A 20177-nucleotide genomic window follows, 5' to 3' on the forward strand; every position below is an offset into this window, starting at 1 on the left:
ATTCTATTTATGAATGAAAAACATTACACGAACGAATAGTTCGTTCTGGAAATATATGTATATCAGTTTTTTTAACAAAATAAATTTTTAAGATGTTCCTTACAATTAGATTTTTCTATCACTAATCCTGTATCCTGAGAATAAGTCAAAATATATAGGCCAAGATTATGATGTTCAAATGTTTCCATCTTTCTCAAGTCATTGTGCAATATAGATGCAAGTAATATTCTCATTGCCCTACCATGCATACAAATTAAAATATTTTCTTCTTTCTCATTGGAAATAATATGATTCCATGCTTCTAAAAGTCTTTTTTCCACTTCACTTGGACTTTCTCCACCTTCCATTTTCAACCCAAAATCTCCGGAATTCCATCCTTTTACAAGCTGCCAATATTGGGTATTTTCATCAACGCTGATCATCTGGCCATCTTTATTACCCCAGTTGATTTCGTTTAGTCCTTTTAAAATTTCGTAAGGAACTCCCAGATCTATAAATGGTTGAACGGATTGTTTGGTTCGTTTCAAGGCTGAAATATAAATTTTATCAAAAGGAACATTTTTATAAGAATTATAAAATGCCTTTGCCTGATTCTGACCAGTCTCATTCAGATCTGTATCTACCCCACTTCCCTGAACAATTCCTTTCAGATTATAATCTGTCTGACCATGTCTTAAAAGGTAAATTTTTTTCGTTTTCAATTTTGTTCTACTTTTGTACTAATTATAGTATTGCAAAATAATGATTAATCCCAACATTACGGTTCAGGGCCTTAATAAACTATCCAAAAATACAATGGTGGAGCATTTAGGGATTGAATACATAGAAGTCGGCGCAGACTATATCATCGGCAGAATGCCAGTAGATAACCGTACCCATCAGCCTATGGGGTTTCTGCACGGAGGTGCTTCTGTTGTACTTGCTGAAACACTTGGATCCATAGGATCAGCATCTTGCGTCAATCTTGAGCAGTATGCTCCATTTGGTCTTGAGATTAACGCTAATCACGTCAAAAGTGTTCGAAGCGGCTATGTCTATGGAAAAGCTTCTCTCGTTCATTTTGGTAAAAACACGCATATCTGGGATATCAGGATTGAAAATGAAAAAAAAGAGTTAGTTTGTATCAGCAGACTAACTGTTGCCATCGTACCTAAAAAGTAAACACATTTATCGGATGAAGGGATTGAGTACCCGCACTGACTTTGTTCAAAGTTTTGATCGGGCTGAAGAAACAATGGAGCGATTATTCACTGCTTCTTTTAACCTTGGACTTGCTGTCGCTGTTTGGAAAGAACCTGGGCGAGATGATGTATCCATCATCATTGACTTTTCTGAAACTCTTAATAAAGTTCAGTTTAATGAAAATATCGGCTCCGGATTTCTTTTAAGTCCTTTTATCAACCCCGACTTAAAAGAAACTATATTGATAAGGCCTGATATCTATTTCAACTCTTCAGAATCTGAAATACAAGTAAATAATATTCCAAATTCAACTCTTGCTGATACTTTTGAATATCATTACAATGAGTTTACCTCATTTCATCAGGGCAAATACAGCTCAAAGAATTCAAATAAAAAAGAAACTCAGGAATTTACAAATCTTGTAGAAAAAGCTGTTGAAGAAATTCAAAAAGAAAAATTTAAAAAAATTGTTCTTTCCCGTTCCAAAGAGAAAGGACTTCCCTCAGGATTTAATCCTTTTCAATTCTATCTTCAACTTTGTCAAAAACATCCTCTGGCTTTCACTTCCCTGGTTAGTCATCCGACCTTGGGCACTTGGATTGGTGCTACTCCAGAACTGCTTGTAAGTGTATCCAAGGATAATATATTTAAAACAATAGCTCTTGCAGCAACTAAACCTGCAACAGGAATTCAGAAACTTAATGAAGTGGTCTGGACTCAAAAAGAGATAGAGGAACAGGCGATAGTAAGTAGATATATTATCAATTGCTTCAAGTCTATTCGCCTTCGGGAATATGAAGATGAAGGGCCAAGAACCGTTCAGGCTGGCAATCTATTTCACCTGCGAACAGATTTTACTGTTAATATCAATGAAGTTCCTTTTCCTGATCTTTTATACAGGATGATAAAACTTCTTCATCCTACTTCTGCTGTATGTGGTACTCCTAAAGAACCAGCCATGAATTATATAACAGAAATGGAAAAATATGACAGAGAGCTATTTACAGGATTTCTTGGACCAATCAATATAAATAACGAAACTAGTGTCTATGTAAATATCAGATGCTGCAAAATTCAATCAGGGAAAGTTTCCTTTTTTGCAGGAGCCGGTATTACAAAAGATTCAGTGGCAGCCAATGAATTGGAAGAGACCAATCATAAAATGTACACTTTAGAATCACTCTTTGATAACCTTCACTAATATTTGTGGAATCAATCTATAATATTGCAGAAATCTGCTCCAAAAAAGGTCTAAAAAACTTTGTTTTATCTCCTGGTTCTCGCTGTGCTCCTCTTACTGTAGCCATAGTCAGACATCCCGAACTGACAAGCAGGACAATTACAGATGAAAGATCTGCAGCATTTATTGCATTAGGGTTATCACTTGAGACCCAAAAGCCTGTTGGACTTTTATGTACCAGTGGAACTGCCGCACTCAACTATGCCCCTGCCGTGGCAGAGGCCTTTTACCAACAAATACCATTAATTATACTTACTGCTGACAGACCACCTGAATGGGTAGATCAACAAGACGGACAGACTATCCGACAGCAATATATATATGGAAACCATGTTAAAAAGTTCTTCCAGCTTCCAACAGATCATCAAAATCCAGATTCATCCTGGCATATTCAAAGAACTATATCTGAAGCAATTAACTTAGCAGACTCCTACCCTAGGGGTCCTGTACACATCAATATTCCTTTACGTGAGCCTTTTTATCCTAAAAACAGTAATGAAGTAAAGTATACTTCTGTTAGAATAATAGAAAAAGTAAAAGCTCAATCATCAATCGATACATCAAGCTTGCAGCAACTTATTCAATTGTTTAACCAAAGTGAGAAAGTAGTATTGCTCAGCGGACAAAACAATGCTAATATCGAATTGAATAATGCAGTATCTAAATTCACAGCTTTTCATAAAATTCCTGTATGGGCTGAACCAATTTCTAATATTCGCTGTAAGAATTCCATACAAAACATTGATGTAATACTTTCGGGAGAACCGGAACACGAAACACTTACACCAGATTTACTCATCACATTTGGTCAATCAGTATTATCTAAAAGTCTGAAATCATTCCTAAGAAAGTATAAGCCTAAATACCATTGGCATATAGATCCATCAGGAGAAGGTGCTGATACCTATCATTGTCTTACACATATTATTCCTGTAGAACCTACATCTTTTTTCAATACATTTAAAGGTGCAGTTAAAAATGATGAATGGCTGAACAACTGGCTTAATATTGATATAAAAGGATTGACTTTTCTTAAAAACTTCTTTTCTTTCCAATCAGAGTTTTCAGAATTTGAAGCGGCTTTTGAAGTCGTAAAAAATTTACCTCCTGAAAATATTCTTCATTTATCAAACAGTATGCCTGTGAGGTATGTAAATTACTTAGGAAGCTTTATCCAATCAGGAACTATCGTAAGAGCCAACAGAGGCACAAGTGGAATAGATGGAGTCCTCAGCACCGCTGTTGGTAATGCTTTAAGCACTAATAAACTGGTATTTCTTTTGACTGGAGATCTTGCTTTTTTTTATGATAGAAATGCTTTCTGGAATAATTACCTGCCAGATAACTTAAGAATTGTTTTATTAAATAATCATGGCGGAGGTATCTTTAACATGATTGATGGTCCTAAAAATCTGAAAGAAGCTCCTGAATATTTTATTACTCAACAAAATCTTAAGGCTAATAATATTGCAAATGAATTTAATCTTGAATACTTATACTGCAACGAAAGAGAGTCTTTAAATACAGCACTACCAGAGTTATTAACATCATCCGGTAAATCAAAGATTCTTGAAATAGAAACATGTATAGATAAAAATACTGGGATATTCACTTCCTTTAAACAGCAGATTAAAGAGAAATATGGCAAATAGAATTTGTCAAAACCTTAATCCACTTTCAAAATTAAAATTCATACATTAAGAAACGTTTTCAATTAAGTTACTTTCTTGATGAAACCAGATTGAATGGATTTCAAAACCCCATTATAAACTTTAGTTTTAATCACGTGGAAGTCTACCTTAATAATCGAAAAATTGAATTAGAAAAGCTGGATCTTTTCACCACTTCCGATGAATATGAGTCCACGACAATTACTTTTTTAAAGGACTGGTTGAATTACGAAGATATTTTTTATCTAAAGACTTCTGGATCCACTTCAACACCCAAAGTCATTGAGATAAGCAGAGAACAGATGGAAGCAAGTGCCAGAGCTACAATAAAAGCGCTTAAACTGAAGTCAGGAGATAGAGCCTTAATTTGCATCAACACCAATATGATTGGAGGTAAAATGATGCTTGTCAGAACGTTGATAGAAAAATTTAATGCTTATATCATCCCTCCTGTTTCAGATCCATTTAAATCAATTCCTGAGAAGTTTGAATTTGATTTTACAGCAATAGTTCCGCTTCAGCTGGAAACCATATTAAATAATCCTGAAAGTTCAGCAAAATTAAACAAGTTAAAAGCCGTCATAGTAGGTGGGGCAGTAGTATCAGAATCATTGAAATCCCGACTTCAGAATTTAACTGTCCCGATTTATAGTACATATGGAATGACTGAAACAGTAAGTCATATAGCGTTAAAATTATTAAATGGGCCTGAGCAATCTGATTATTTTAAAGTATTTGATGGTATAGAGACAAGAGTAGATTCCAGAGGCTGTCTGGAAATTAAAGGCACCGTAACCAACAATCAATGGATAATTACTAACGATCTCGTTCAATTTCATTCTGAAAGAGAATTCACCTGGCTTGGAAGGATTGATAATATTATTAATTCAGGAGGAATAAAACTTCAGATAGAATCAATAGAAAATAAGATTAACACAATTCTAAAAGATAGAAATTATGATGGAAATTTCTTTTTAAGCAAAAATGCTGATGAAAAATTGGGAGAAGCATTGGCCTTTTATTACGAAGGCATTGAAACCCAAAAATCAGAAATTCTTCAGTTATTAAAAAAAGAATTATCCAAATATGAAGTGCCAAGATATATTGTATTTTGTAAAACTTTCGAATACACCACTTCAGGAAAAATTGACAAACTAATGACAATTAAAAACAATAAATAAACCTGTTCTGGTTGCCCAGAACAGGTTTATTTAATATTAACAGCTTTTAAAACTATCTTATCTTTTTAAGAAAATCTTTAACAAGCCCCTCAAAATCAAACTTTTGCAAATCAGAATAAGCATCTATTGTATGCAAATATTCCAGATCTTCAAAGTCAGTTATTCTTAGAGCAAAAATCGGGAAGCCCCATTCCTCTTCATCCGGGTTAGAATATGGTGTTTTTACATATCCCATATCTACAAATTCATAATCCAAGACATCCAACACACCTTGACTCACCTTGTTCTTCTTTAAGATTGGGGTAATTGTCTCAATAATCAAAGGTCTCCAACGCTGATTCAAATCTTCTAGCTTTAATTCAATGACCTTCTCTCTGAAGTCATAATATTCTTCAAAAAGAGCATCCAATAAATCTTCAGCAAATTCAGCAGTATCTGTATCTTTGTGCCCATGAATAGCCATTTTAAGCACTTCGAAATCCCAAAGCTTCACTATAACACCATCAGCTTCGAACTTAATACCCAAATCCTTGGCTGTCAACTTAATACCTGTTTCACCTAATATTGTATCACAGATAATACTTTTTAAACCTTTCATTATTTACGTTTGTACTAATTTGCGTTGAAAAATATTTATAAAATTTAAAAAAACAAATCAAATATGAATAACTTTCACAGTTTTGAAATAAATTTTACACCTTCTGACCTTTATCCCCCTTACGCCAACACCATTAATTTGAAATTTATTAACGCAAACAATCTGCTCAAAGTTGAATTTAATATTAAATATATTGGACGTGAAGAACTCACAGAAGAAGAAATTTTAGATGAAGGATTCACTTTAAACGATGATTACAACTGGAATGGCAGTTTAAGTTCTGTATGGATTGATCCAATTCAATCCCTAATCAATAAATCAACATTTGTTAAAGAGGAATCAGACATAAAAGTACTGATTGAAGCACCTAAAATTATTTCCGGGTCACCTGAGAATAGTGAAGAGTGGGCTTATTTTATACAAGAAGTAACACAGGCTGTTTATGAAACTTCAGGAAAAGAAAGCAATTTAGAGATCAGCTTTATAAAGAATTTCCCTCAGGACTTTGTAGCTATAAATCTTAAACCTGAATTTAAATCCCGAAAATTTATAGCTGAAATAGAACAAAACAATCAGAAAAAGACTATTCAATTGAAGTGGGAAGACCTGAAAAATACACTTCAGGCAATTTATTTACCTGAATATATTTATGAAAACAGCCTACCAAATCCAGGAAAAGCTCAAGGTTATTACATTAATACAGGAGAAGGAATCTGGTTTAAGGCAAACGAGGGGGTAGTTAATCTTTCAGAAAAAGATAAAAGTGTACCAAAACTTATCGAAATGTTTGAAAAAATATCGAAGAAGTAAGCCCAACTTACTTCTTCAGGTTTTTAAGTTCTTCTTTCATGTTTACAACCATGTGCGCTAGCTTCTCAATTGACATATCGGGCTTTGGAAACTCAGTACTGATGAACGCTTTAGCCTCCCATATTTCGAGTATATCATCCGGGTGTACTTCATAAGAAGAATAAACCGGGTTATCTGATGTTAAAAGAAATACCTCTTTAGTTTTTAAGTAATTAGTCACTCTTTTGTAAACTATACCTTCTTTTGAAGTCACGACAATATAAGTCTGATCATCTTTGACATAATTCCAGTTATCGACATATTGGCCAATGATAATGGTACCAGAGACAAGCGGCAACATTGAATCTCCTGAAATTTCAAAAGCACGGAACGTTCCATTCTTAAAGTTCGGAAGATAAAAATTAGGAAGGTCCCCAATATATTCAGGGTCGGCATATCCATTGAGATAACCTGCCGCTGCTTTTTGAGGAACCATAGGAACTGATTCATTATCATTTTTATCTACAGTAATTGAAAGCACTCTTAACTTTTTAGCTTCAATATCTTTCTGCATCATTTGCCTATAGCTTTCAGGATCTTTTAAATCCCCACTAATGAGGGCGTCTACAGATACTTCCAATATTTTAGAAAACATGATAAGGTTATATAAACCAGGCTCTGCTCTCCCCTCTTCATAAGCCCCTAATAATGACCTTTTTATTCCAACTTTTTCGGCCAATTGTTCCTGAGTAAATCCTTTTTGCTTCCTTAAATGCTTAATATTGTCACTTATCAGAGTCATGTTTCTTTTAAATTATATCTACTAATTAAATCAAAATATTGATATCCTGTAATACATTATTGATCATTCTGCCTAAACTGCTTTTATTTTCGACCAGTTTTTCACCATGAATGAAAAATCCCGTATTATCTTCAAACAGGTAATTCACCAGTATGAAACTTGAATTTGGTATAGGTTTGCGTAAAAAATATTTTAATTTAAACCCCCTTTTAGTAGAGACTAACATATTTACGATGTTTTTTAGCAAATAAACATTACAAAATCAACATATGCTAATTTTTTTAGTACTATTTTCTGAAAAATATAATTATTAGCAAATGTAATTAGTATAAAAATATAATTAACGAATGAAAAAAGGAGTGAACAACTCAATGGAACGAATTTTATTAGTCAATCTCATTGCATTATTTTTAATTATTCTAATACCTTCCTGTAAGGAAGCTGCCCATCATGAATCAAATAGCAGTCAGGTGCCCACACAATTGATATACTCAGGTATTAAGTATACCACAGTTGACTCTCTTGAAAATGGATTTAAATTTAATATCGTCAGCATTGACACGCTTACAAATGAGAAGTCTAATGTTATACAAGTTGATTTCAGTATTGCTTCCTCAGATCAATTTTGGAAAGAGTTAAAAACACAGGGAATTGAAGCCGTATATATCTCCTTATCCTGCACAGGCTTGAAGAGATATACATCGCCAATCAACTATTATTCCGAAAAATTCCTGAGCTTGCATGATGAATTTTTGCTTGTTAAAGAAGGTAATAGAATTTTCAATTGCGCCATTCCGATCCGATCTTTGGAACTATCGAAAGGAAAACACGAACTTAACCTGGTGGTCGAAGCTATTCCTGTCCGCTTTAAACAAGATAGCCTGAAAAGTGATCTTAAAGAGATTGACTATTTTTCACATAAGTCAATAGCTTTTAAGAAAATAAAATTTCAGATTAATGCCCCTGAACTTATCTATACTTCTATTGAAGTATTAAAATTCAAACTGAATACGAAAGTATGTGATCCTTCCAAGTTCGACTATGCTTTTGGAGGCACAGGTTTTCCTGATCTTTTCTGGGATATTCAGTGCGGTGATGATTATATTTACCATAGTCCTCAAATAAAAAATGTAATTCAATATAATAAACCATACCAATCAAACTACTTTTTATGTACTCCTAATGATAAGATTACAATCCGGGCAGTTGACTTCGATAAAGGCCCTTTCAATACCCAACATGATATTATAGAAACCTGGTCCGGAAATATTAATGATATAAGTATCGCTCATCCGGATACTTTTGTTTTTGGCAACCTTGAATATTTAATAGTTCAAAGAAAGGAACCTAAAAAAGCTCCTGACAAGCGCCGCAAAAATAAGTAGTACGCCCATTTATTTTAATTATGTCGATTTTACCGCATTTATCCGGACAATCTTCATTTTTCTTTCTATGATTTATTAAAAACTTAGATGGGAAATCTTCTCTTTTAGCAGCGTATTTTATAGCGGTTTTTAAAACCTTATTCATAGTTGAAAACAACTTCTTTATTTTTTCCTCAGGGATTCGGCTTCCCTTTGATTCCGGATGAATACCAGCCTGAAAAAGAATTTCGTCTGCATAAACATTTCCTAGACCGGAAATCAAAGACTGATTCATCAGAAGAGATTTGATCTTCCCTTTCCTTTTATGAATTGTTTCCTGAAACTCTTCAGCGGTTATTTCCAGAGCATCTTTTCCTAATCGATATCGTGAGATCAGATCATCAAAGTTATGTACAAGACTGATATGTCCGAATATTCTCTGATCTTCAAAGGCTAACCCTTCTCCGTCCTGAAAAATAAAAAGTAACCTTGTAAATGGAGGAATTTTAGAAAGATCATCAATAAGTTCAAGATCACCTGTCATTCCGAAATGAATATCCAGGCCCGCTTCAGAATCTATTTCTGCAAAGAGATGTTTTCCATACCTACCTGATTTTTTAAAAAACTTGCCCTTTAAGACGTTGTTTAGTTCTTTTTCTGAGGTTCCTTTAATAATACGTTTTTCAAAAACTTCAACTCTTTTAATCTTTTTTTTGAAAGTAGTTTTGTCAAAATAATCTTTGAAGACAGAAACATCTGGTAGTTCCGGCATAACTTTATTCCTTTATCTTATCAAAAAAACAAAGGAATAAAGTGTTTGGTGCTATATGTTAATCAAAGGAAGGAGTCAAATCCACTATAGTGGAATCTACTTCATCGCCAGCAGATTCACAATCAAAAGAAGTCTTGAGAGGTTCGGGGATTTCAAATTTCGTTTTTACACCCAAATTTTTATCTGCAAAAACTTTTTGCATGTATAGTCCCCATATAGGTAATGCCATTCTTGCTCCCTGTCCAAATTTCATGTCCGGGAAGTGAATATTTTTATCATCAGCACCAACCCATACGCCAGAAACAAGATCCGGCGATATCCCCATAAACCAGCCATCTGCAGAGTTTTGTGTAGTACCTGTTTTTCCACCAACTTCACTTGTAATATTAAACTTCCTTACAAGGTCTCTGGCAGTACCTCCATCTTCTTCTGCTGATCCTTTGAGCATATAAATCATGGATGCAGCAGTTTCAGAAGAGATTACTTGTTGAGGAATATTTCTAAACTGCTCCAGAACATTGCCATATTTATCTTCAATTCTGGTAACCATTAATGGTTCAAATCTGTAGCCATTGTTGACAAAAGCACAATAAGCCTGAGTCATGTCAAAAACTGACACGTCACTTGTTCCAAGCGCGAGTGTAGGAACTGCTTCCAGCTGAGAGGTTATACCAAGACGTTTGGCAAATGCAACGATAGAATCCGGACCGCTTAATTTCATCAGATAAGCAGCTATAGTATTCACAGACCTTGCCATTCCTCGACGCAAGGTCATATAGTCATTAGAGTAATTATTATTACTGTTTTTGGGTATCCAGACTTTTCCGTCGGGCATTGTGAAAGGAACCTGGGTATCCAGCACTTTGGAACAAGGGGTTAAACCTTTTTCTTCTATTGCATAGGCGTAAAGCAGAGGTTTAAAGGTTGAACCTGGTTGTCTTGCCCCTCTTTTAACATGGTCATATTTAAAATACCTGAAGTTAACATCCCCTACCCAGGCTTTAACCTGACCATTATGAGGATCCATACTTACCATTCCGGTATGCAGGAAATGAAGGTAATACCTGACAGAATCCATCGGACTCATAGTTGTATCCTTGGTTCCATTTAACGTATAGATTTTCATTTTAACCTTCTTGTTCATTTCCTTGAAAATCTCATCCGGATTATCTCCCAACTCAGCTTTCAAGACTCGGTACCTTTCAGACCTTTTTGCAAATCTCTCTACAAATTTTTTATCATCAACTTTATTTGTTGCCCAGGGAGTCTTACCTTTCCATTCCGCAAAAAACTCCTTTTGAAGAGCCTTCATATGATTCGAAACAGCATCTTCTGCATAAGTCTGTAATTTTGAATTAATGGTTGTATATATCTTCAAACCGTCAGCATAAAGATTATAACCATGTTCATCACACCAGTTAACAAGATAGTCTTCTATGTAGTCTCTGAAGTATGGAGCAAGGCCGGTATTTTGATTTTCATAAGTAATATCCAGAGCAAGAGGTTTCAGCTTAAGCTTTTCAAACTGATCCTTACTTAAGTAATTATATTTTACCATCTGCCCTAAAACCGTATTTCTTCTTTTTAATGCTTTTTCCTCTTTTCTGATAGGATCATAAACACTTGGTCCTTTAAGCAAGCCTATAAGCAAAGCAGCTTCTTCAGTATTAAGTTTAGATGTTTTCTTATTAAAATATTTTTTAGCTGCAGATGTGATTCCATATGTTCCATTCCCGAACTCTACCGTGTTCAGATACATATTGAGAATTTCTTTTTTTGTATAAGCTCTTTCAAGTCTGATAGCAGTGATTATTTCCTTGAATTTAACCACAGGCATAAATTTGCTAAGAGGTCCCTGATATTCTTTGGACTGCCTCATCTGAAAAAGATTTTTGGCTAACTGCTGACTTAAGGTGCTAGATCCCCTTTTCTGCATTGTAACAGCATAGAGAAAAATAGCAAAAGTACCTTTAAAATCTACTCCTGAATGTCTGTAAAAACGAACATCCTCGGTAGCTATCAAGGCATTAACCAAATCAACAGGCAAATCACTGTAATCTGCATTAGATCTGTTATACTTAAAATATTTACCCATCAGTACATTGTCTTCAGTGTAAACTTCTGAAGAAAGGTCACTTTTAGGATTTTCAAGAATTTCTAGTGAAGGAATTTTACCAAATAAATCAAACAGGTTTATGGATATAGAAAAAATGAATAATGCAATGAACAAAGCAAAACTCCAGAATCCTACCCAAAGGAATTTAATCTTTTTGTCTTTAAAGCTAATCATACAAAAAAGGGTTCTAAAAAGAACCCAATTTAAAATGTCTTTTAGTCAATACCAATATTATTGTGCAAGTAATTTTTTCATATCCTCAGACCATCCATCTTCGAAAGGAGCTTTTGCATTCGGATCCGCTATATTTCCGTTTTTATCGATCAAAATAAAGCGCGGAATAGATACAACTCCATATTTGGCTAGAATTGAACTCTCATTTCCTTCATAAGAATGAACGTGAATTCCTTCAATTCCTTTTCTCTTAACGACCTTTTTCCATTTATCTTTTTCCCGGTCTATAGAAATATATAAAAAAACAACATCAGGATTTTCCAGAAATTCCTGTTTAGGTTCATGCGATAGCGCAATTGCATTCATGCATGGACCACACCAGGTAGCCCAGATATCCATGTAAACTACCTTACCTTTGAAGTCGCTCAATGAAACTTTCTTACCATCAATATCAGTAAGGGTAAAATCCGGTGCTGCTTCATAAATCCTTTTGTTAGTTTCCAAAGTCATTTCCTTTGGCTTGAAGCTTAACAAAAAAAGGAAGACCGGAAAAAACAATAACCACGATATCTTTTTCATAGCACTTGAATTTAAATTAGGTTTAAGTCCAATAAGTTCATTTTCATCTCTGAAATTTAAAGATACAGTCTTGGATGATAAAATAAAATCCGGATGAAGTTATCTTTAGTGTGATGTTTGGTATTTCTAATTAGACTATGCTTTTAATCATTGACAGTAAGTGATATGTTTATCTTTTTTTTAATGATATTCTTGTGTTTAACTCCCATTTTATTTAGGTTTGATTATCAATTCAGACACTTCCTTAAATGAAACATATTGTTATTTCTTGCCTGTTCTCACTAGTGCTTTTTTCGTGCACAAGCAAGAAAGAAATGAGCATATATTCCTCCTCCCCTGATGGCTCACTCTCCATTTTTATTTCAGGAATAAAGCCTAACCTCGTAGATCCATTTACAGTCCGATTTGGGTTGAAAGGAATGGAATTTTCAGAAGCTCCTTCAGCAGAAATTTATGCTACTGATCTGAATGAAAAAACAGTCAATTTTGAATGGGAAACAAACCAGCGCTGTCTCATCCGATTTAAGCAACAAGATGGTAAACTCAAATCATTTGTAATGGACGTAGATTCAGAAACACTTTCAGTAAATGAGCTTCATATAAATAATTTATCTGAAGATTTAGAATAATTTTTTTCTCTGTTTATTTCATAACTCTTAACATAACTTACTGATTTTCCTAATTAAATATTAGTTAAATCCAACTTGCATTTTTCGATTCCCGTTTTGATTAAACAAACTGCATAGTTTTTGTTTTAATCTTATACAGCACCATTTCAAGGAGGGAATTATGTCACATATTAAACTGAATATCATCATTTTAATTTTCTTTTTGGGAAATGTATTTGCCTGCAGTCCTTACAATGGACAAACAGATAAAATGAACAGGCCGCTGCCTGAGAAAAAAACAGACACATTAAGTTCAAGATCAATACCAGACCCAACTCCAAAAGACTCTCTAAATGCGGACAGTGTAAAAACCGTGGATAAAGAGACAACAAAAAAGGTAGATATCCGATATATCCGAAAGTCAATTAATCTTCATAAGAAGCCATTAGTAGCATATTCAGGCGCTCAAAATATCCTTATTGCGAGAATTGGCACTACAGAAGATGAGTTAATTACTACTGATTGATAAATTATTGATTAAAGAAGTTATCAAATTCTCTAAACAATAATTTTTAAATTAGAGTTATAGCGTGTATTATTAAGCTAACATAACTTTTTTAAATGACAGTGAAGGAAAAAGAAAAACTGCCTCTTATCCAGGATGATCCCTGGTTGGAACCCTATAATGATGATGTTGAAGCTCGTCTTGAACGTTATCATAAAGCTCTTAGTGAAATTCAAAAGGCTTATGGAAGTCTTAGCAATTTTGCTGATGCTCATAAATACTATGGGGTTAACTTTGATAATGAAAAAAATGGATGGTGGTACAGAGAATGGGCACCTAAAGCTCACCAATTATTCTTAACTGGTGATTTTAATCAATGGAACAGAGGTTCTCATTCTCTTACCAGAAATCCCAGAGGGGACTGGGAAATATTTCTTCCTTATGATCAATATAAAGATACTTTTGTTCATGGAAGCAGAATTAAAGTTCATGTCGTAGCCAATAATGGCGCTATGGACAGGATTCCTGCATATATACAAAAGGTCATTCAGGATCCTCAGACTTATGATTTTAGCGGACAGCTTTGGTTTGAGCCTTCACCATTCCAGTGGGGGCCATATAACCTGAACCTTCAGGATGTGCTCAAAGAACCAATTATCTACGAAGCTCACGTAGGAATGGCTCAGGAAAAAGAAGGACTAGGCACTTATATTGAATTTGCAGATGAAATCCTTCCAAGAATAAAAGATTACGGATACAATTCTATTCAATTAATGGCAGTAATGGAACACCCTTACTACGGGTCCTTCGGCTACCATGTATCTAACTTTTTTGCAGCCTCTTCACGCTTTGGTAATCCGGAAGATTTAAAATATCTGATTAATAAAGCCCACGAACTGGGGATAGCTGTTATTATGGACATAGTTCATTCTCACGCAGTAAAAAATCTTTCAGAAGGATTAAATGAATTTGACGGAACCGATCATCAATATTTCCATTCTGGAGGCAGAGGTTATCACGAAGGATGGGATTCCAAAATCTTTGATTATGGAAAATGGGAAGTAAAGCAATTTTTGCTAAGTAATGTCAAATACTGGCTTGAAGAATATAAGTTCGACGGGTTCAGATTTGACGGTGTTACATCAATGCTTTATTTTCATCATGGCTCCACATCCTTCGATCATTATGATAAATATTTTAAAAATGATGTAGAGTGGGATGCCATCACTTACCTGCAACTTGCTAATGAACTAATAAAAGAAGTAAACCCGAATGCAATTTCCATAGCAGAAGATGTAAGTGGAATGCCGGGCCTTTGCAGAACAGTAGAAGAAGGCGGACTTGGTTTTGATTACAGGCTTGCAATGGGTATTCCAGACTATTGGATAAAAATATTAAAGGAAAGATCTGATGAAGACTGGGATATAAATGAAATGTGGTCAGTTTTAAGCAACCGGAGATGGAAGGAAAAAACAATTGCATATGCAGAATCCCATGATCAGGCACTTGTTGGTGACAAAACACTTGCCTTCTGGCTTATGGACAAAGAAATGTACTTTCATATGCTGGTTGATGATCCTAATGTAGTTATCGACAGAGGTATTGCCCTTCATAAGATGATCCGTCTGTTCACCATTTCTTTGGGCGGAGAAGGATATCTGAACTTTATGGGAAATGAATTCGGTCACCCGGAATGGATAGATTTTCCCAGACAAGGAAACAACTGGAGTTACAAATATGCCCGCAGGCAATGGACGTTGGTTGACAGTAAAAATCTGAAATATCAGTACCTTGCCAACTTTGATAAAGCAATGATTCATTGTATCAAAGAGAACCATATTGTATCCGCATTACACGGAAGACAAATCAATATGGACTCCGCTAATAAGGTCATCATTTTCGAAAGAAACAACTTAATATTTATATTTAACTTCAGCATTGGAAATTCAATTTTCGGTTATCGTTTCAGAGCTCCGGAAATGGGCAGGTATAAAATCATTTTGAATTCTGATGAAAAGGAATTTGGTGGATTTGGAAGAGTTGATACTGACTTTATACATGAAACCGATGAATTCCAGTCCTTAAGTATTTATCTGACCAACAGAACAGCTTTGGTCATGAAAAAAATAGATTGATATTAATATTAAAACATAAAAAGGGCCCGAATAAATATCCGGGCCCTTTTTTATTGGGATAAATTTTAAGCCTCTCATTAAAACTCGACCTTCCCCATTCTTGCCATATTCTGTCTGATCCAGTTCCTTCTCTTTAAAATATACATGGAAGGCTTTGTCGGAGACCATTTTAAGGGATTAGGAAGTATTGCGGCTAATAATGCCGCCTGATCTTTAGAAAGTTTTTTTGCATTGATATTGTAATAGTATATTGATGCGGCTTCTGCACCATATACTCCATTTCCAAGCTCCACAATGTTAAGGTAAACTTCAAGAATCCTTTCCTTACTCCAGAATATTTCTATAAGAACAGTAAAATAAACCTCAAATCCTTTTCTCACCCATGATCTGGAAGGCCAAAGAAAAACATTCTTTGCAACCTGTTGACTAATCGTACTTGCTCCTATTACTTTTTTCTTTCCCTTTTTATTGTACTTCATAGCCTTTTTTATCGCATCAAAGTCAAATCCATGATGGTCCATAAAACGCTGGTCTTCCGATGCAATTACCGCTCTTTTTAAATTTGGAGAAATTTCCTCAAAAGGCACCCAGTCCTTTTTAAGCTTTAGAGGTTTACCATTCCAGATCTGCTCACCACATCTCATGATCATCAAAGGTGTTGCAATTGGAGGAACAAATCTTAAAATTATAACTGAAAACAAGGTACTGACCAGAAAAAAAATTACGGCCAGTTTAATTATTCTTACACACTTTTTCCAAAACATCTTCATCCGGATTTCTCAATCCATATTTTAGTAATCTAAACGAAATTACTAATATATATTTTCTGAATCGAAAAATCAGGATGAAGTTATATGTTATTTGAAGATTAACCGGGCTTATATAATTACGGCAGGCTCTTTAGAGGTTGTGACCAACAACTCCTTAAACTCTCTTCTTTTTTCTATGAAATTGTGAATATAGGAACAAGACGTTCTTATCTTAATAAAATTTTTTTTGGCAAAATTGAGAGAAAATTCCACAATTCTACCTGCAATCCCCTGGCCTCTCAAATTTTTTGGAACAAACATTTGCTTGACCTCATAAATCTGATCGGAAAGTTTTTCATACTTTAGATTGCATTCCTTTCCATTTATAACGATAAAGAATTTCTGACTCTTCCCATCATGCTTTATATCGAAAATCATCGTTACCCTCCTATGGTTTTATTTAAAGAACTTTTAAAATATAACTAGGAGGATTTAAATTTTGTTAAGTGACATCCCTAAACAAAAAAACTATTTTCCCATTCCGAAAAAACTAACTGATTAAGCGGCATCCTATTAACCATTTGTTTTTCACGTTCTTGCAAATTTGGAGGCAAAGAATTGAGATCACCTTTATAGCCTAAAGCAATTACAGTAACCGGTTCAAATTCCTCCGGAATTTGTAAATTTTCTATTGCTTTTTCCTGGGAAAAACCTCCCATCTGATGTAAAAACAACCCTTCATTAGTAGCCTGAATTGAAAGATATGCAACAGACTGCCCGAGATCATAATACCTACTGGAATTCTCTGCTCCGTTTCGGGTATAGTGTTTTTTGGCCAAAGTCAAAATCAGAACCGGAGCATGTTGGGCCCATATCTGGTTGCTTTCATTCAAACTATTTGCAATGCTTCTCCAAACCTGCCCGTCTTTTTTTACCCCCACTATATACCTCCAAGGTTGTTCGTTCATTGCTGAAGGCGCTCTTCTGGAAGCCTCAAAAATTCTTTGAAGTTTTTCATTCTCCACATCCTTGGTCTGATATGCTCTTGGACTCCAACGATTTTCTATTAGCTCATGTATTTTAATATTTCCCATTACAATAAATTTTAAACTATATCTTTATTTATTTTTGTATAATTATAACTTAGAAAAAGTTAAAAACAATTCATTTAATAATAGATGACCAGAGAAGAAGCCAAACTACGGATAGAAGAGCTTACAGAAAAGATCAATTACTATAATGATTTATATTATCAGCAAAGCACCTCTGCAATATCTGATTTTGAATTTGACAAATTACTAGAAGAGTTAATTAAACTTGAGGATTTACATCCCAAATTTAAAAAAGAAGATTCTCCCAGCCAAAGGGTTGGTGGTACTATTACCAAAGAATTCAAAACTGTTTATCATGTTTACCCTATGCTTTCCTTAAGCAACACCTACTCTGAGGAAGAGCTTATAGAATTTGACAATCGGGTTAAAAAGGCAATCGGTACAAATTTCGAATACATAGCCGAGCTTAAATTTGATGGAGTGGCAATGAGTATAACTTATGAAAATGGAATTCTCAAACAGGCCACTACCAGAGGAGACGGAGTTCGAGGAGATGACGTTACTGCCAATGTAAAAACAATCAGAAGCATTCCCTTAAAGATAAAAAGCAACAATATACCTCCCCTTTTTGAAGTGAGAGGAGAGGTCTTTCTTCCTCTGGATTCCTTTAACAAAATCAATAAAGAGCGGGAAGACATCGGAGAACCTCTGCTTGCAAATCCAAGGAATGCGGCCTCTGGTACGATAAAAATGCAAGATTCTACAGTTGTAGCTCAAAGAAAACTGGACTGTTTCGTATATGGTTTATTGGGAGAGAATCTGGATATAAAATCTCATCATGAAGCTTTAATAAAAATTAAGGAGTGGGGTTTTAATGTATCAGATTCTTATTCAAGTTGTAAAGACATTCAAGAGGTAATGAGCTATATCAACAAATGGGAAAGGGAAAGATTTAAACTTCCGCTTGGTACAGATGGTATTGTAATAAAAGTTAATGATTATAAACAACAGGAAATTCTTGGCTATACAGCCAAAAGTCCTCGTTGGGCAATAGCATATAAATATAAAGCTGATACAGCAAGCACTATACTTGAATCAATAGAATATCAGGTAGGAAGAACAGGAGCCGTTACTCCTGTTGCCAATCTGTTACCTGTGCAATTGGCCGGAACAAAAGTAAAGAGAGCTTCAGTGCACAATGCCAATGAAATAAAAAGGCTCGATTTACGCATTGGTGATACCGTATTTGTAGAAAAAGGGGGAGAAATAATCCCTAAGATTACAGGAGTAAACCTGGGTTTAAGGCCTGAAAATAGTATTCCTATTGAGTACATCAGCAATTGCCCCGAATGTGGTACCCCACTTATCCGAAAAGAGGGAGAAGCGGTGCATTACTGCCCAAATGAGAAAGGATGCCCTCCACAGATCAAAGGTAAACTTGAACATTTTATCCAAAGAAAAGCTCTGAATATAGAAGGAATTGGATCAGAGACAGTGGATCAGCTTTTTGCTAAGGGATTGGTTAAAGATCCCTCAGACTTATATGATCTGACATTTGAAAAACTTTGCAATCTTGAAAGATTTGGAGAAAAGTCAGCTAATAATATTTTAAAAGGCCTAGAAACATCCAAAACTGTTCCTTTCAAAAATGTCTTATTTGGCATCGGGATCAGGTATGTAGGAAATACAGTTGCTGAAAAACTTGCAGATCACTTTAATAATATTGATGCACTTGCAAAAGCCTCTTTTGAAGAATTGAGAGAAGTTCCGGAAATAGGAGAAAAAATTGCACAAGGAGTAGTTGAGTATTTTGCCCAGGAAGAGCACAGAGTTTTTATTGAAAGACTAAAAAAAGCCGGGCTTCAGATGGAAGCACAAAAGAAAGTAATTGAATTTGAAAGCAATATTTTTGAAGGAAAGACATTTGTTATTTCGGGGGTCTTCCAAAATTTCAGTAGGGACAGCATTAAGGAAAAAGTAGAGAAAAATGGAGGCAAGGTTGTTTCAAGTATTTCAGCCAAATTAAATTTTTTGATTGCAGGAGAAAATATGGGACCTTCCAAGCTTGAGAAAGCGCAAAAACTTGGTATTCATATGATCTCCGAAGATGAATTTACAGACATGTTAAAATAGTAAAAGATGATTAAAAAGCTTTTTTTAAGACTTAGAACTTATTACTACAGAAAAAATAATAAAGCCAAAAGGAAAAGCCTGAGTTATGAAGAATCGTCAACAGTAGGTATTCTTATCAGCAATGAAAACCCCAAAGGCAATGAAATGATCTCTCAATTTGTGAAAAGTCTGATTAAAGAAGGGAAAAAAGTAGTAATAATATGTAATTCAATGACTAATAATTGCGCTTTTGATTTCCCCTTTACCAGAATTTCTTTTAGCGATATAAAATGGAATGGTACTTATCGGGACGAAAAAATAAATAATTTTATAAAAACCGAATTCGACTATTTATATTCTATTAATATTTCACCATTTTTGCCTTTCGAAAATATTTTATCAGCGAGCAAAGCGAAATGTCGGCTCGGAATCTTTTCAGAAAACAATAAAAATATTCTGGAAGTAATGGCCGAATTAAAAAAAGGAGAAGGCATTGAAGCGTTGATCGGATTAATGGAAATTTGTACAAAAAAATTCAGGAGTTAAAAA

Annotated in this window: 20 protein-coding genes; 11 read left to right on the forward strand and 9 right to left on the reverse strand. The window is 34.6% G+C overall.

Translation table 11 applies throughout. The features are described from left to right. Positions 1–71: 71 nt before the first annotated feature. Positions 72–701: a histidine phosphatase family protein gene (locus tag MYP_RS22630; RefSeq protein WP_045468893.1), complete on the reverse strand. Its 630-nt coding sequence runs from the start codon at positions 699–701 to the stop codon at positions 72–74. 40 nt (positions 702–741) lie between these two features. On the opposite strand from MYP_RS22630, the gene MYP_RS22635 reads away from it, so the two are divergent. The 4 genes from MYP_RS22635 to MYP_RS22650 all read left to right on the forward strand — a co-directional run bounded on the left by MYP_RS22635 (position 742) and on the right by MYP_RS22650 (position 5273). Next, complete coding sequence (locus tag MYP_RS22635; RefSeq protein ID WP_045468896.1) at positions 742–1161, forward strand: hotdog fold thioesterase; 420 nt, start codon at positions 742–744, stop codon at positions 1159–1161. 13 nt (positions 1162–1174) lie between these two features. Then, positions 1175–2383, forward strand: coding sequence for a chorismate-binding protein (locus MYP_RS22640; protein ID WP_052430444.1), 1209 nt, complete (start codon positions 1175–1177; stop codon positions 2381–2383). A gap of 5 nt (positions 2384–2388) precedes the next feature. Continuing rightward, positions 2389–4074 (forward strand): 2-succinyl-5-enolpyruvyl-6-hydroxy-3-cyclohexene-1-carboxylic-acid synthase, encoded by a 1686-nt coding sequence (gene menD / locus MYP_RS22645; RefSeq protein WP_231570087.1) that lies wholly within the window; start codon positions 2389–2391, stop codon positions 4072–4074. A gap of 134 nt (positions 4075–4208) precedes the next feature. Then, on the forward strand, positions 4209–5273 hold the full coding sequence (locus MYP_RS22650; RefSeq protein ID WP_052430445.1) for an AMP-binding protein: 1065 nt from the start codon (positions 4209–4211) through the stop codon (positions 5271–5273). Positions 5274–5325: 52 nt separating this feature from the next. Here MYP_RS22650 and MYP_RS22655 read toward each other — a convergent pair whose 3' ends face one another. Continuing rightward, positions 5326–5871 carry a hypothetical protein gene (locus tag MYP_RS22655; RefSeq protein WP_045468902.1) on the reverse strand — a complete coding sequence of 182 codons (546 nt, stop codon included), beginning with the start codon at positions 5869–5871 and terminating at the stop codon, positions 5326–5328. A 63-nt stretch (positions 5872–5934) separates the two neighbouring features. On the opposite strand from MYP_RS22655, the gene MYP_RS22660 reads away from it, so the two are divergent. Further along, positions 5935–6681, forward strand: coding sequence for a hypothetical protein (locus tag MYP_RS22660; protein ID WP_045468905.1), 747 nt, complete (start codon positions 5935–5937; stop codon positions 6679–6681). 7 nt (positions 6682–6688) lie between these two features. Here MYP_RS22660 and MYP_RS22665 read toward each other — a convergent pair whose 3' ends face one another. After that, positions 6689–7462, reverse strand: coding sequence for an XRE family transcriptional regulator (locus tag MYP_RS22665; RefSeq protein WP_045468908.1), 774 nt, complete (start codon positions 7460–7462; stop codon positions 6689–6691). 347 nt (positions 7463–7809) lie between these two features. On the opposite strand from MYP_RS22665, the gene MYP_RS22675 reads away from it, so the two are divergent. Next, entirely contained in the window at positions 7810–8847 is a 1038-nt protein-coding gene (locus tag MYP_RS22675; protein WP_045468914.1) for a hypothetical protein, read from the forward strand. Here the strand turns inward: MYP_RS22675 and MYP_RS22680 are convergent. The 3 genes from MYP_RS22680 to MYP_RS22690 are packed head-to-tail and all read right to left on the reverse strand — an operon-like array spanning position 8810 to position 12467. Then, complete coding sequence (locus tag MYP_RS22680) at positions 8810–9598, reverse strand: Fpg/Nei family DNA glycosylase (protein WP_045468917.1); 789 nt, start codon at positions 9596–9598, stop codon at positions 8810–8812. The two genes, MYP_RS22675 and MYP_RS22680, sit on opposite strands and share 38 nt — an antisense overlap. A 58-nt stretch (positions 9599–9656) precedes the next feature. Next, the gene (locus MYP_RS22685) at positions 9657–11888 is read right to left on the reverse strand and encodes a penicillin-binding protein 1A (protein ID WP_045468920.1); all 2232 of its coding nucleotides are present in this window, start codon (positions 11886–11888) and stop codon (positions 9657–9659) included. A 57-nt stretch (positions 11889–11945) separates the two neighbouring features. After that, the gene (locus tag MYP_RS22690) at positions 11946–12467 is read right to left on the reverse strand and encodes a TlpA family protein disulfide reductase (protein ID WP_045468924.1); all 522 of its coding nucleotides are present in this window, start codon (positions 12465–12467) and stop codon (positions 11946–11948) included. 314 nt (positions 12468–12781) lie between these two features. On the opposite strand from MYP_RS22690, the gene MYP_RS22695 reads away from it, so the two are divergent. The 3 genes from MYP_RS22695 (at position 12782) to MYP_RS22705 (ending at position 15715) form a co-directional block, all read left to right on the forward strand. Beyond that, positions 12782–13096 (forward strand): hypothetical protein, encoded by a 315-nt coding sequence (locus tag MYP_RS22695; RefSeq protein WP_045468927.1) that lies wholly within the window; start codon positions 12782–12784, stop codon positions 13094–13096. A 160-nt stretch (positions 13097–13256) separates the two neighbouring features. Continuing rightward, positions 13257–13601: a hypothetical protein gene (locus tag MYP_RS22700; RefSeq protein ID WP_045468931.1), complete on the forward strand. Its 345-nt coding sequence runs from the start codon at positions 13257–13259 to the stop codon at positions 13599–13601. Between the two features lie 95 nt (positions 13602–13696). Continuing rightward, on the forward strand, positions 13697–15715 hold the full coding sequence (locus tag MYP_RS22705; protein ID WP_231570088.1) for an alpha-amylase family glycosyl hydrolase: 2019 nt from the start codon (positions 13697–13699) through the stop codon (positions 15713–15715). A 77-nt stretch (positions 15716–15792) separates the two neighbouring features. Here MYP_RS22705 and mtgA read toward each other — a convergent pair whose 3' ends face one another. From mtgA to MYP_RS22720, 3 genes are all read right to left on the reverse strand, one after another. After that, positions 15793–16479 (reverse strand): monofunctional biosynthetic peptidoglycan transglycosylase, encoded by a 687-nt coding sequence (gene mtgA, locus MYP_RS22710; protein WP_370568898.1) that lies wholly within the window; start codon positions 16477–16479, stop codon positions 15793–15795. A gap of 114 nt (positions 16480–16593) precedes the next feature. Beyond that, positions 16594–16902, reverse strand: a complete 309-nt coding sequence (locus MYP_RS22715) for a GNAT family N-acetyltransferase (RefSeq protein WP_052430447.1) — start codon at positions 16900–16902, stop codon at positions 16594–16596. Between the two features lie 77 nt (positions 16903–16979). Beyond that, on the reverse strand, positions 16980–17558 hold the full coding sequence (locus tag MYP_RS22720) for a nitroreductase family protein (protein WP_045468934.1): 579 nt from the start codon (positions 17556–17558) through the stop codon (positions 16980–16982). Between the two features lie 84 nt (positions 17559–17642). On the opposite strand from MYP_RS22720, the gene ligA reads away from it, so the two are divergent. Then, a complete protein-coding gene (gene ligA, locus MYP_RS22725) occupies positions 17643–19649 on the forward strand; it encodes an NAD-dependent DNA ligase LigA (RefSeq protein ID WP_045468936.1) in 2007 nt (668 codons plus the stop codon). A gap of 6 nt (positions 19650–19655) precedes the next feature. Further along, entirely contained in the window at positions 19656–20174 is a 519-nt protein-coding gene (locus MYP_RS22730; protein ID WP_045468938.1) for a DUF6913 domain-containing protein, read from the forward strand. Positions 20175–20177: the final 3 nt, after the last annotated feature.

This window comes from Sporocytophaga myxococcoides, from assembly GCF_000775915.1.
Taxonomy (GTDB): domain Bacteria; phylum Bacteroidota; class Bacteroidia; order Cytophagales; family Cytophagaceae; genus Sporocytophaga; species Sporocytophaga myxococcoides_A.